The organism is Streptomyces sp. NPDC033178 (genome assembly GCF_055577685.1).
The window spans coordinates 24,928-38,508 of sequence record NZ_JBVIPT010000040.1 but is presented as its reverse complement, the minus strand read 5'-3'; the positions used below and the strand labels follow the sequence as shown (position 1 = coordinate 38,508).

General features: G+C 69.8%; 8 protein-coding genes. 4 read left to right on the top strand and 4 right to left on the bottom strand.

Annotation, left to right across the window (positions count from 1 at the left end; translation table 11 throughout):
* Window positions 1-314: 314 nt before the first annotated feature.
* Window positions 315-998 carry a tyrosine-type recombinase/integrase gene (locus ACZ5VQ_RS48565; protein WP_469110628.1) on the top strand — a complete coding sequence of 228 codons (684 nt, stop codon included), beginning with the start codon at window positions 315-317 and terminating at the stop codon, window positions 996-998.
* 143 nt (window positions 999-1,141) lie between these two features.
* On the opposite strand, the gene ACZ5VQ_RS48560 is transcribed toward ACZ5VQ_RS48565, so the two are convergent.
* Both ACZ5VQ_RS48560 and ACZ5VQ_RS48555 read right to left on the bottom strand, forming a co-directional pair.
* A complete protein-coding gene (locus ACZ5VQ_RS48560) occupies window positions 1,142-2,671 on the bottom strand; it encodes a helix-turn-helix domain-containing protein (protein WP_469110627.1) in 1,530 nt (509 codons plus the stop codon).
* 63 nt (window positions 2,672-2,734) lie between these two features.
* On the bottom strand, window positions 2,735-2,938 hold the full coding sequence (locus tag ACZ5VQ_RS48555; RefSeq protein WP_055614328.1) for a DUF4236 domain-containing protein: 204 nt from the start codon (window positions 2,936-2,938) through the stop codon (window positions 2,735-2,737).
* A gap of 390 nt (window positions 2,939-3,328) precedes the next feature.
* Here ACZ5VQ_RS48555 and acnA point away from each other — a divergent pair, with 390 nt between their 5' ends.
* On the top strand, window positions 3,329-6,046 hold the full coding sequence (acnA, locus tag ACZ5VQ_RS48550; protein WP_423555985.1) for an aconitate hydratase AcnA: 2,718 nt from the start codon (window positions 3,329-3,331) through the stop codon (window positions 6,044-6,046).
* A 142-nt stretch (window positions 6,047-6,188) separates the two neighbouring features.
* Here acnA and ACZ5VQ_RS48545 read toward each other — a convergent pair whose 3' ends face one another.
* Both ACZ5VQ_RS48545 and ACZ5VQ_RS48540 read right to left on the bottom strand, forming a co-directional pair.
* Window positions 6,189-7,220 (bottom strand): response regulator transcription factor, encoded by a 1,032-nt coding sequence (locus ACZ5VQ_RS48545; protein ID WP_469110626.1) that lies wholly within the window; start codon window positions 7,218-7,220, stop codon window positions 6,189-6,191.
* A gap of 59 nt (window positions 7,221-7,279) precedes the next feature.
* Window positions 7,280-10,966 (bottom strand): S8 family peptidase, encoded by a 3,687-nt coding sequence (locus tag ACZ5VQ_RS48540; RefSeq protein ID WP_469110625.1) that lies wholly within the window; start codon window positions 10,964-10,966, stop codon window positions 7,280-7,282.
* Between the two features lie 259 nt (window positions 10,967-11,225).
* On the opposite strand from ACZ5VQ_RS48540, the gene ACZ5VQ_RS48535 reads away from it, so the two are divergent.
* Together ACZ5VQ_RS48535 and ACZ5VQ_RS48530 are read left to right on the top strand one after the other, a co-directional pair.
* Window positions 11,226-11,687 carry a hypothetical protein gene (locus tag ACZ5VQ_RS48535; RefSeq protein ID WP_469110624.1) on the top strand — a complete coding sequence of 154 codons (462 nt, stop codon included), beginning with the start codon at window positions 11,226-11,228 and terminating at the stop codon, window positions 11,685-11,687.
* Window positions 11,684-13,462 (top strand): ATP-binding protein, encoded by a 1,779-nt coding sequence (locus ACZ5VQ_RS48530; protein WP_469110623.1) that lies wholly within the window; start codon window positions 11,684-11,686, stop codon window positions 13,460-13,462. The genes ACZ5VQ_RS48535 and ACZ5VQ_RS48530 overlap by 4 nt, the downstream gene beginning before the upstream one ends.
* Window positions 13,463-13,581 lie beyond the last annotated feature (119 nt).

Below are 13,581 nucleotides of genomic sequence, written 5' to 3'. Positions count from 1 at the left end.
CTACGAGCGCAAGCCCGAACACTTCCTCGCCTTCGTCGGCATCGCCAGCACCCTCATCTGCTACCGCCGCACCACCAAATGAAATGACGTCTTAGCCGCTCAACGCCATCGGCGCGGAAGTCCTGCGTCACTGGAAGAAGCGGCTGGAGAAGGACCTCGGTCCGATCTCGATCCGACTTGTCTGGGCGACGCTCTCCAGCGTCCTCCAGGCCGCCGTCGAGGACCGGCGCCTCGGACGCAATCCATGTCGGTCCAGCACGGTTGGCCCTCCGGCCGCCGCACCTGGCAGGGTCGAGGCGTGGCCGCCGGAACGGGTGCTGGCGGTACGGGAGGCATTGCCGGACCGCTACCAGCTTCTCATCGTGATCGGCGCGGGCCTTGGGCTCCGACAGGGCGAGGCACTCGGGCTCGCCATGGAGGACATCGATTTCGCCAAGGAAGTCGTCCACGTCCGGCGGCAGGTCAAGATGGTGCGGGCGAAGCTGTGTTTTGCGCTTCCCAAGGGCCGCAAAGTTCGGGACGTGCCGCTGCCGTCAAGCGTGGCCCGGGCCATCCAGCAGCACATGGAGCACTTCGCGCCGGTGCCGGTCACGCTGCCCTGGGACGACCCGACTCCTGCCGAGACGCCGGTGGAAGCCAAACACCGGCGGCCGAGGACCTACAGCCTCCTGGCAACGGGACGAGAGAGGAAGGCCATCAACCGGAACTACTTCAACTCCTACGTGTGGAAGCCCGCTCTTGCCTCGGCGGGCGTGATCGCTCCGCTGGAGGATGGCACCACCGACGGCGCCCGTGTGTGGGAGCCGTCCCGGGAGCACGGCTTTCACGCCCTGCGCCACTTCTTCGCCTCCGAGGAACTGGAGGCTGGCGAATCGATCGTGTCCCTGGCACGCTGGCTGGGGCACTCCGATCCCGGGTTCACGCTGCGGAAGTACTCCCACTTCCTGCCCCGCGCGGGCGCACGTGGCAGCGTCGCCATCGACGCGATCTTCGGGTAGCCGTGGCCGGTCGACAGAGCCCGTGGAGCGTCGCCCGTAGCCCGCCGGGGGCCTAAAGTCCCAGAGAAGTCCCAGAGATGCCGCCTCACCCCTCCCTGACCCGCTAAGTAGCAGGTCAGAGGGGGTGCGGCGGCATCCGCGTATCAAATGTCGCGGAAGATCTCGATCTGCGCCCCGACCGAGTTGAGCCGCTCGGCCAGGTCCTCGTAGCCGCGGTTGATGACGTACACGTTCCGCAGGACGGACGTGCCCTCGGCCGCCATCATCGCCAGGAGGACGACGACGGCGGGGCGCAGGGCGGGCGGGCACATCATCTCGGCGGCGCGCCAGCGGGTCGGGCCCTCGACCAGTACGCGGTGCGGGTCGAGGAGCTGGAGGCGGCCGCCGAGGCGGTTCAGGTCCGTGAGGTAGATCGCGCGGTTGTCGTAGACCCAGTCGTGGATCAGCGTCTTGCCCTGCGCGGAGGCCGCGATGGCCGCGAAGAACGGGACGTTGTCGATGTTCAGGCCCGGGAACGGCATCGGGTGGATCTTGTCGATCGGCGCCTCCAGCTTGGAGGGCCGGACGGTCAGGTCCACCAGGCGCGTACGGCCGTTGTCCGCGAAGTACTCCGGCGTACGGTCGTGGTCGAGGCCCATCTCCTCCAGGACCGCCAGCTCGATCTCCAGGAACTCGATCGGCACCCGGCGCACGGTCAGCTCGGACTCCGTGACGACCGCCGCGGCCAGCAGGCTCATCGCCTCCACCGGGTCCTCGGAGGGGGAGTAGTCGACGTCCACGTCGATGTTCGGCACACCGTGCACGGTGAGCGTGGTGGTGCCGACGCCCTCTACGCGTACGCCCAGCGCCTCCAGGAAGAAGCAGAGGTCCTGGACCATGTAGTTGGACGAGGCGTTGCGGATGACGGTCGTGCCGTCGTGACGAGCGGCCGCGAGGAGGGCGTTCTCGGTCACCGTGTCGCCGCGCTCGGTGAGCACGATGGGGCGGCCAGGTGTCACCTTGCGGTCCACCTGTGCGTGGTAGAGACCCTCGGTGGCCGCGATGTCCAGGCCGAACCGGCGCAGCGCGATCATGTGCGGCTCGATCGTCCGCGTGCCCAGGTCGCAGCCGCCCGCGTACGGCAGCGTGAAGCTGTCCATACGGTGCAGCAGCGGGCCGAGGAACATGATGATCGAGCGGGTGCGACGGGCCGCCGCCGCGTCCATCGCCCCCATGTCCAGCTCGGTCGGCGGCACGATCTCCAGGTCGACGCCACTATTGATCCACCGGGTGCGTACGCCGATGGAGCCGAGCACCTCCAGAAGGCGGTACACCTCCTCGATGCGCGCGACGCGGCGCAGCACTGTGCGGCCCCGGTTCAGGAGCGTCGCGCAGAGCAGCGCCACGCACGCGTTCTTGCTGGTCTTCACGTCGATCGAGCCGGAGAGCCGACGGCCGCCGACCACCCGCAGATGCATCGGACCCGCGTAGCCGAGCGAGACGATCTCACTGTCCAGCGCTTCACCGATTCGGGCGATCATCTCAAGGCTGATGTTTTGGTTGCCGCGTTCGATGCGGTTCACCGCACTCTGACTGGTGCCGAGCGCCTCGGCCAGCTGCGTCTGTGTCCAGCCCCGGTGCTGACGGGCGTCACGGATGAGCTTGCCGATGCGTACGAGGTAGTCGTCTGCCATGGCGGCAGGCTATCTCACATATGAGATGGGGCATCTCGGGGGGTCCGAGTGGGTGACGGTCCCTCAGCCGCGCTTGGGGCGCTTGGTCGTGGTGCGCCGCCAACCGAAGGGACCCGGCAGATCCATCGAGGTGGTCCGGCGGCCCGTGCTGCTGTGGGTGCGCCGCGGTCCGTTCTTGCCACCGCTGGTGATGGACCACGAGCGACGGTTGATGTTCAGCCGTACTCCCGGCAGGATCCGGAAACTCTTACGGAATGTGAGGGGCATGCGTGCCTCCTTGTCGTCCGTCGCCGGGTACCCCGGATGCCGGTCGATACGCCGAACACGCTTGCCCCCGGGCCCGGTTCGGGTCCGGGTCCGTGTCCTGGGCTGCGCCGGGCCCGTTCTCGCGGCTGCCCTGCGGCACTGTTTCGGCCGTCTTGAGATGCCTCCCGGGCCGGGTCGGCGGGCGTGTCCGTGCAACAGGACACACCCTCCGGGCATGACCGCCCAGCGGTCATGTACTAGAGTTATCTCGACATCGAGATATCTGCCGAGGCGTGCCGCAGCCGCCCAGACCGGTAAGGGTTACCTAACTTAGCCTTACCTTAGCGGATCGGCCAAGAGGGCGTGGCGGCAGGATGCGGTGGTACGCGCACATGAATGAAGGAGACTGTCGTGTCGGCGAACAGCTTCGACGCCCGTAGCACGCTCAGCGTGGGCGACGAGTCGTACGAGATCTTCCGGCTGGACAAGGTGGAAGGCTCGGCCCGCCTTCCGTACAGCCTCAAGGTCCTGCTGGAGAACCTGCTCCGTACCGAGGACGGCGCGAACATCACCGCCGACCACATCCGTGCTCTTGGCACCTGGGACTCGCAGGCCCAGCCCAGCCAGGAGATCCAGTTCACGCCGGCCCGCGTGATCATGCAGGACTTCACCGGCGTGCCCTGTGTCGTGGACCTCGCCACCATGCGTGAGGCCGTGAAGGAGCTCGGCGGCGACGCGGCGAAGATCAACCCGCTCGCCCCCGCCGAGCTGGTCATCGACCACTCCGTCATCGCCGACAAGTTCGGCACCAACGAGGCGTTCGCCCAGAACGTCGAGCTGGAGTACGGCCGCAACCGCGAGCGCTACCAGTTCCTGCGCTGGGGTCAGACCGCCTTCGACGAGTTCAAGGTCGTCCCGCCGGGCACCGGCATCGTCCACCAGGTCAACATCGAGCACCTGGCCCGGACCGTCATGGTCCGCAACGGGCAGGCGTACCCCGACACCCTTGTCGGTACGGACTCGCACACCACCATGGTCAACGGTCTGGGCGTACTGGGCTGGGGCGTCGGCGGTATCGAGGCCGAGGCCGCGATGCTCGGCCAGCCGGTCTCGATGCTCATCCCGCGCGTCGTCGGCTTCAAGCTCACCGGTGAGCTGACCCCCGGCACCACCGCCACCGACCTCGTGCTGACCATCACCGAGATGCTCCGCAAGCACGGTGTCGTCGGCAAGTTCGTCGAGTTCTACGGCGAGGGTGTGGCGGCCACGAGCCTCGCCAACCGCGCCACCATCGGCAACATGTCGCCGGAGTTCGGCTCCACCGCCGCGATCTTCCCGATCGACGGCGAGACGCTGAAGTACCTGAAGCTGACCGGCCGCAGCGAGCAGCAGGTCGCCCTCGTCGAGGCGTACGCCAAGGAGCAGGGCCTCTGGCTCGACCCGGCCGCCGAGCCCGACTTCTCCGAGAAGCTGGAGCTGGACCTCTCCACGGTCGTCCCGTCGATCGCCGGTCCGAAGCGCCCGCAGGACCGGATCGTCCTCGCGAACGCCGCCGAGCAGTTCAAGAGCGACGTCCGCAACTACGTCGACACCGCCGACGAGGCCGGCAAGGAGTCCTTCCCGGCCTCCGACGCCCCGGCCAACCACCCCAACGGCGCTCCGTCCAACCCGGTCACCGTGACCGCCGCCGACGGTTCCACGTACGAGATCGACCACGGTGCGGTGACGGTCGCGGCCATCACCTCCTGCACCAACACCTCGAACCCGTACGTCATGGTCGCCGCCGCGCTCGTCGCGAAGAAGGCCGTGGAGAAGGGGCTGACCCGCAAGCCGTGGGTCAAGACCACCCTCGCCCCGGGCTCCAAGGTCGTCACCGACTACTTCGACAAGGCGGGGCTCACCCCCTACCTCGACAAGGTCGGCTTCAACCTCGTCGGCTACGGCTGCACCACCTGCATCGGCAACTCCGGCCCGCTGCCGGAGGAGGTCTCCAAGGCCGTCAACGACCACGACCTGGCCGTGACCTCGGTGCTCTCCGGCAACCGTAACTTCGAGGGCCGGATCAACCCCGATGTCAAGATGAACTACCTGGCCTCCCCGCCGCTGGTCGTCGCCTACGCCCTCGCGGGCTCCATGAAGGTGGACATCACGCGCGACGCGCTCGGCGTCGACCAGGAGGGCAAGCCGGTCTTCCTGACCGACATCTGGCCGACCGAGGCCGAGGTCAACGACGTCGTGGCGAACGCCATCGGCGAGGACATGTTCAACAAGTCCTACCAGGACGTCTTCGCGGGTGACGCCCAGTGGCAGGCGCTGCCGATCCCGACCGGGAACACCTTCGAGTGGGACCCGCAGTCCACCTACGTGCGCAAGCCCCCGTACTTCGAGGGCATGACGATGGAGACCACCCCGGTCTCCGACATCACCGGCGCGCGCGTCCTCGCCAAGCTGGGCGACTCGGTCACCACCGACCACATCTCCCCGGCCGGTGCCATCAAGGCCGACACCCCGGCCGGCAAGTACCTCACCGAGCACGGCATCGAGCGGCGTGACTTCAACTCCTACGGCTCGCGCCGAGGCAACCACGAAGTCATGATCCGCGGCACCTTCGCCAACATCCGCCTGCGCAACCAGATCGCGCCGGGCACCGAGGGCGGCTACACCCGCGACTTCACCGTCGACGGCGGCCCGGTCTCCTTCATCTACGACGCCTCGCGCAACTACATCGAGCAGGGCACCCCGCTGGTCATCCTGGCCGGCAAGGAGTACGGCTCCGGCTCGTCCCGCGACTGGGCGGCCAAGGGCACCGCGCTCCTGGGCGTCAAGGCCGTCGTCGCCGAGTCCTACGAGCGCATCCACCGCTCGAACCTCATCGGCATGGGCGTCATCCCGCTGCAGTACCCGGAGGGCCAGTCAGCCGAGTCCCTCGGCCTGACCGGCGAGGAGGCCTTCTCCATCGCCGGCATCACCGAGCTGAACGACGGCACCACCCCCCGTACGGTCAAGGTCACCACCGACACCGGTGTGGAGTTCGACGCGGTCGTCCGCATCGACACCCCCGGCGAGGCCGACTACTACCGCAACGGCGGCATCCTGCAGTACGTGCTGCGCAGCCTGATCCGCAAGTAGGCGGGCCACCGCAAGTACGCGGTCCGGTACGGCAGTCGAGGGCCGCACTCCCGGAGACGGGGGTGCGGCCCTTTGCCGTGCGGAGGGTGGCCTGGGTGGGTGGCGGGCGGCGCGTGCGGTGGGTGGCTCGGGCGCGCGGTCGCTACACCCAGCCCCGCTGAGCGGCCCGTACCCCCAGCTGGAACCTGCTCGCCGCGCCCAGCCGTTCCTGGAGTTCGCTCACCCGGCGCCGCAGGGTCCTGAGGCTCACGCCCAGATGACGGGCCACCGCCTCGTCCTTCATCCCGGCCGCCAGCAGCCGGATCAACACCCGCTCACCTTCGAGGAGTTCACCGTTGCCGGTCGGCTGGCCGAGCGGTGTCGCCTGCTGCCAGGCCATCTCGAAGAGCTTCTGCAGGGCTTCGGTGACCGCCGAGTGCCACACCACGACGGCGCAGTAGCCGCCCGCCGCCGAGGCGGTCAGCGGCAGCATCGCCCGGCACCCGTCGACCACCAGCAGCTTGAGGGGCACGGACGGCAACACCCGGGCCTGCTCACCGAGTTCCACCATCTTCCAGGTGCGCGACAGTATTTTCGGGTCCTCCAGGGCCGTCGCCGCGTACACCCCGCGAGAGACGATCCCGCGGCGCAGCAGATCGGCCTGGAGAGCCGCCTGAGGTGCGGGCGGGGCGAGATACGGTGGCGTGTCGAAGAGACACACCTCCCGCTCGGCGCGTGCGTACATTTCCTCCAGACGTGCTGCGATGGCGCCCTCGCCGGAGGCGACCTCGATCAGCCGGGACGGTTCCTCCCGCAGCAGCCCGGCCTCGTACGCGGTGCCCATCTCCTCGGCGGTGGCGGCGAGCAGTTCGGACTCCGTCTCGCGCCGGCGGATCAGCGCGCGCACCGCGACCCGTGGGTCCACCGCCCGTAACCCGCCCATGGAGTCCGGCGGCTGGAGCAGCCCGAGCCCGAGCAGTTGGTTGCAGGTCTCGCGTACCTGGGCCGGCGAGGCGCCGGTCAGCAGGGCCCAGCCGGCGGCACCGGCGTCGGGCTGATGGAGGATCGCCTGGTACACCCGCTCCTGGAAGGGGGACACTCCCACCGCGGCCCAAGGGCTCGCGGCAGGGGCGCGTCCTGCCGTGTTCTGTCCCGCCGTGTTCTGCCCGGCCGTGCCATATGCCGTGTTCACCATGGCTCGGCACGGTAGGCGATCTTTGTTAACTCCGCTGTCGTGCCGGTCCGGGCCGCCGACTACTTCAGGCCGAAGGCCCGCACCACGGTCTGGTCGACCGCGTTGCCTTCCCGGTCGGCGGCCTGTACGCGCAGGGACACGAACTCGGCGCCCTTCGGGTGCTTGAGTTCCGCCTTGCCGCCTCGGACCTTGACCTCCTTCCAGGAGGCGCCGTCGTCGTACGACACCCAGGCCTTCAGCTCACGGGCCGTGATACTCGACTTCTGGTCCCGGACGGAGAGTTCGAGCTTCGACTTCCGCTTGGCCTCCGCACGGTTGAGGAGGTCGAGCCCGTCGAGGTCGTGGTCGACGGAGAGCAGCGGCAGCGCGGTCTGCTGGTTCGTGTGCGCCGACGCGAAGGACCATTCGGTGTGGGTGCTGGTGGAGTACGTGGCCCAGTCGGCCTTGCGCTGCGCGTCGAGCACGAAGCGGTACGAGGCCTTCGCCCCCGAGACGTCGAAGGTGCCGTAGCCGCCGAGCGCGCTGTTGCCGACCAGCTTCCCGTCCGCGTACAGCGCGCCCTTCGCGGTGTCCTGGGCGCCGTCCACGCTCGCGTAGTGACCCGGTGTCGCGTCGCTCAACTCAGGAACCCTGAGCGCGAGTTTGTCACCGGTTCGCTGGGAGAGACCGTACCGCTCGCTGGTCGCCGGCCGGACGACCTGCCGCAGCCACTCCTCGGCGGGCACCTTGCCCGCCTTGTCGAAGGTCCGCAGGTCGTTCCACTGGCCCCTGCTGGTCTGCCAGTTCGGGGTGACGGTGTTCCAGATGCGGGTGTCGGGAGCCACGTTGTAGTACTCGGTACGTGTCGTGCCCAGCGGAACGTACTGACTGGTCTCGATGGCGGCCCCCTGCCACGGGCGGTACCGGTAGACGGTGTCCCTGCCGACGTCACCGGCCCGGCTGCCGTGGTAACGGACCTTCTGCCGCACGGTGTTGGAGCTGTTCAGCGAGTACGTCTGGTTCTTCGAGACGGCGCCGGTCTGCGGGAACATCACGTTGTAGACGTACGGGCTGACCGCGGTGCCGTCCAGCTTCAGCGTGACCTTCTTCCCGCTCTTCAGCAGCGCGCCGAGCTTCGCGCCGTCCTCGCCGGTGGCGACCATCAGCGGGATCGTCGTGGTGTCCACCCAGGAGATCCAGTACCCCGGCTTCTCCTGGTACGCGATGACGTAACCGGCCCCGGCCCTGGTCGCGTTGGCCAGCGCCGCGTCAGCCGTCTTCCCGGCGGCCACCCGGACCACCGCCACCTTGCCCTTGACGTCGAGCCCCTGGAAGTCGGCCGGGGTGCCGCTGCCGGCGTCCACCGCCCGCACCGTGCGCTTTCCGCTGAACTTCACCGGAAGGGTGTCGCTCACCTGCGAATAGTCGAGAGGCAGCGCGTACTTCTCGGGGCTGCTGACGCTCGCAGTCAACTCCTTCTCGTACAGACGGAACTTGGGGGTGAACTCGAACATGCCCTCGGTGACCTTCTCGGTCGGGGCGACATAGAGGCGGTCGGTCCACCAGTTCTGGGCGTAGGTCGCCCCGAAGGCGGTCCCGGGCCCCTCCCGGTGCCAGTTGGTGCTGAAGCCCTGGAACTCGGAGTTCTCCTTCGTCCTCGGCTTGATCTCGACGGCCTTGCGGGCGTCGAAGACGACCTCGGTGTCCTTGTCGACCTTGATCTCCGGATCACCGACGACGGAGGTCGCGACCTCCAGCCCGGCCGCGTCCCGCTCCGGGATCCAGGTCGCCATGGAGTACGTACCGGCCGGCACCTTGAACGTGTAGCCGCTGCCGAGGAACCCGTGCGTGTCCGGGTACGCGCCGTTCAGCTCTTGCAGCACGAAGATCGACGCCGAGGTGGACGGCTTGCCGCTCCGGTTCACCAGCGAGACCTTCAGGTCGTAGGTCTTCGGCAGTTTCTCGAAGCCGACGGCCGTGGTGACCCGGATGCCGTCGGCGCTCGCGGTGACATGGCCCGTGTACCGGCCCTCGGCCTCCTCGGCCGGGTCGACCGTGACCGCTACGGTGGCGGTGTCCTTCGCCGGGACGGTCACGACGTCCGCGCCCAGGGTGGCCTCGGTGAGCGACAACGCCAGCTTCAACTCCACCGGCTTGTCAGTGGTGTTGGTGTACGTGATCTCCTTGCTCGCGGCCTCGGCGCCGTCGTCCTCCTCGAACTTGCCGAAGCTGAGCGCCGGGGTCGCGAAGACGCCCTGCCCGACGGCCCGTACGGCGTCGACGCGGCCGTCGCCCTGCTCGAACACAGAGGCGTCGGGGCTGGTCTTGGCCGTGGTGGCCAGGGCCTGCTTGATCTGCTGCCCCGTCCAGTCGGGGTGCGCCTGCGCGACCAGCGCCGCGGTGCCCGAGACATGCGGGGTCGCCATCGACGTGCCGCTCACCCTGGTGTAACTGTCGCCGACATGCGTGCTGCCGGGCATGGTGGTTCCCAAGGCGCGGGCAGCCGCGATTCCCACACCCGGCGCGGTGATCTCCGGCTTGACGGCGGAATCGCCGAGCCGGGGGCCGCGGCTGGAGAACGAGGCCAGTTTGTCGGACTTGTCGACCGCGCCCACGGTCAGCGCGGAGTCCGCGATACCCGGGGTGCCGAGGGTCTGCTCGGACGGGCCGGAGTTGCCCGCCGCGATCACGAAGAGAGCGCCGGTGGACGCGGACAGTTCGTCCACGGTCTCACTCAGCACGTCGGAGGGGCCGGACGCGTCACCGCCCAGCGACATCGAGACGATCTTCGCACCGGAGCGCGCGGCCCAGTCCATGCCGTCGAGGATCCAGGAGGTCTGACCGCGGCCGTCGTTCGCCAGCACCTTGCCGACCAGCAGCTCCGCACCGGGTGCCACGCCCTTGAGCCTGCCGTCCGAAGCCGCGCCCGAGCCGGCGATCGTGGACGCCACATGGGTGCCGTGGCCGTGACCGTCCTGCACGGCCTCGGTCGGCACGAAGCTCTTCGTCTCCGCGAGCTTCCCCGCCAGATCCGGGTGGCCGGTGTCCACGCCGGTGTCCAGGACAGCGACCTTGACGCCCTTGCCGTCGTAGCCCGACTGCCACACCTCGGGCGCGCCGATCTGCGGGACGCTCGTGTCGAGGGACACCTTCACCTTGGCGTCGAGCCAGATCTTCTCGATACCGTCGCCGAGTTGCCGCGCGGCCTTCGTGGTGGGTCCGGTGCCGAGCGCGGGGGCGATGTCCGCCCAGAAGGCGGTGGACTTCTTCGCGCTGAGCGCGGCGCCGTCGATCCCGGGCAGCGCGAGCGTGCGGCGCGCTCCGTCGGGCGTCGCGCTGCCCTTGGTGTAGGTGGTGATGAGCGGGGTGGTGCCGGTCGTGGAGTCGGTGTACCCCTGCTTCACCAGCTGGGTGATGTTGAACAGGGCCGGATCGAGGCGGCCCGCCTGTACCAGCGGGAGCGCGTCCGCCGGCAGCACGCTGATCTCGCCGTCGCGTTCGGTGGACAGGAAGGTGGCGGCCTCACGGCCCTTGCCGCGCCGGACGTCGACGGCGTACTTGCCGTCCGGTCCTGCGGTGAGCGACACCGTGTCGCCGGTGAGGAGGGTGACGGTCTGCGTGGTCCCGGCGCGGGTTTCCGCGCCGGTCCTCGTGGTCGCGTCGGACTTGGTGGCCGGGCCGCCGGGACCGGCCGTCGCGGGCGTGACTGCCCCCGCGAGCAGTCCGGCCGCTCCGGCCACGGCCCAGAGGGCGTGGTGTCTTCGCATGGGTGGGCGTCCTCCCCTGAACGCTGACAAACGCTTCCGGCCTGGTGGGCGGAAGCCAGTGATCAGAGTGGGCGCCGCGCGGCAGGGGGCTCAAGGGATTCGCGTGGCCGAGGAATGCCAATGCCCCTTTTGGCCAAGGGAGTTGGCGGGTTCGCTACGCCCGCGTGCGGGTCGCCGTCTGCCCCGGCCCACCGGGTCGCACGGCTGCGGCTCAGGCGGAACACAGGGTTCTGCCAGCCAACCGGGACAGGATCAAGACATGTCTGGCATCCGAAGGGAGCACGTCCGCGTGCTGAACGTCGACGACGAAACCGGCCACATGGGACCGCGCTCCGCGGTCGGCACGGGGTCCGTCACCGCGACCGGTGGGCGGTCGTGCCGGCTGGCGGACGGCGCGTCCGTTCCGCGCGTCGCGCACAACGGCAGCGCGCACAACGGCAGCGCGCACAACGGCAGCGCGCGCATCGGCATCGCGTGCAACGGCGGCGAGCACAGCCGCATCGCCCGCGGCGGCGTCCCGCATGCCGACGTCCTCGACGGAATGCGACACGACACGGCTGGGCGGGAACCCTGCACGGCGGGGCGGGAACCTTGCACGGCTAGGCCGGAACCCTGCACGGCTAGGCCGGAACCCCGCACAGCCGGACTCGCTTCGGCGCCGGCGACCCGCTCCGGGCGAGATGCCGCCTATGACGGCAGATCGACGGAGGCCGGGAGATGAGTTCGCGGCTGCGGCTCCGGCTCCGGCCTCATGGGCGGTCGCAGCGGGACCGGCCCCCGCGCGGGCGCTCCCTGCGGTCCCGCCTCCCGCTGTTCGTCGGAGTCACCCTCGTCGCCGTGTGCGCGGTGACGGCGCTCACCGTGTTCCTCGTCCAACGCTCGTATCTGCTCGGTGACCTGGACCAGCGCGTCACCAACGCCGCCGAGCGGGTTCAGAGCGGGACTCGGGGCACGACCGGGGCCGGGCCCGCCGCCGACGAGGACCTGACGTTCCTCGACCAGCGGGGTCAGGCCGTCGGCACGATCGCGGGCACGCTCGACGTCGACGGATACGTATCGGCCGCCCGGGTCGTCCCCCAGGACGGCGACCCGCGAAATCTCAACGCCGCCCAACGCGCCGCCCTCGACGGCATCGAGCCCGACGGCTCCCTGCACACCCGGACCGTGCCCGGCCTCGGCACCTACCGGGTCACCGCCGTCGCCGACAGCGGGCAGGCCGTTCTCACCGGCCTGCCGATGGACGGCGTACAGGACATGATCCGGGATCTGGTCGTGGTCGAGGCCGTGGCCGCAGTCGTCGGTCTCGCCGCCGCGGGCTGCGTCTGCGCCGTCGTCATACGACGTCAACTGCGGCCGCTGGGACGGGTCGCCGCCACCGCCGCCGAGGTCTCCCGCTCGCCCCTGGACGGGGGCGAGGTCACCGGCCTGACCCACGTGTCCGGCCCCACCCCCGCGTCCGGCCTCCCCCGCGTATCCGAACGGGACACCGACCCCGCCAGCGAGGCAGGCCAGGTCGGCGCCGCGCTCAACCGCATGATCGACCACGTGGAGTCCTCGCTCGCGGAGCGGCAGCGCGGCGAGGAGGAGATCCGCCGCAGCGAGGAACGCACACGCCGCCTCCTCGCCGACGCCAGCCATGAACTCCGTACGCCCCTCGCGGCCATCGCCGGATACGCGGAACTGATGAACCGCGGCGCGGACATGATCGAGCCCACGCTGGCCTGGCGGAGGGTCTCGGCCGAGTCGGCGCGCATGACCGGCCTCGTGGAGGACCTGCTGCTGCTCGCCCGGCTCGACGAGGGACGGCTGTCGCACTCCGCCGAGGCGGACCTCGCGGACCTGGTCGCCGATGCCGTGTGGGACGCGCGGGCCGCCGGGGGCGACCACGACTGGCAGCTCGGGCTGCTCCTCGACACCCCGGCGCTCGTCGTCGGCGACGAGGCCCGGCTGCACCAGGTGGTGGCCAATCTGTTGGCCAACGCGCGTATGCACACGCCTGTGGGCACGACCGTCGTCACCTCGGTCGAGGCCACGGACGAGCGCCGCGTCATCCGGGTACGCGACAACGGCCCCGGCATCCCGCCCGCCCTGCTCCCCAGGGTCTTCGAACGCTTCACCCGCGCCGACGTCTCGCGCTCCCGCCCGGACGCCAGGTCCGGGGGCTCCGGTCTGGGCCTCGCCATCGCGGCGGCGATCACACAGGCGCACGGGGGCCGGATCGGAGTCGAGAGCGAGCCGGGACGCACGGAGTTCACCATCGAACTGCCACCCGTCGGGATGCCCCGACTGCTGCCCGTGGACACGGTCTCGGCTCCCTCGACGCCGACGCCGACGCCGACGCCGACGCCGACGCCGACACAGGCCAAGGCCCAGGCGCAGACACAGGCGCAGACACAGGCCCAAGCGCAGACACCAGCCCAGGCGCAGACGCCCGCACCGCCCCCCGCCCCGGCCCCCACACGCGCCCCGGACATCGCCTCCTCGTCCATGAGCTGACAGTGCCCCCGGTTTCCCAGCCGTCGCGAGGGCCGCACCCACCCGGGTGCAACCCCCTTGCGTCAGGCGTTTACAGGTGCAGAGGTCCGCGCTAGCGTCAAAACCACGTGGGATGGGAG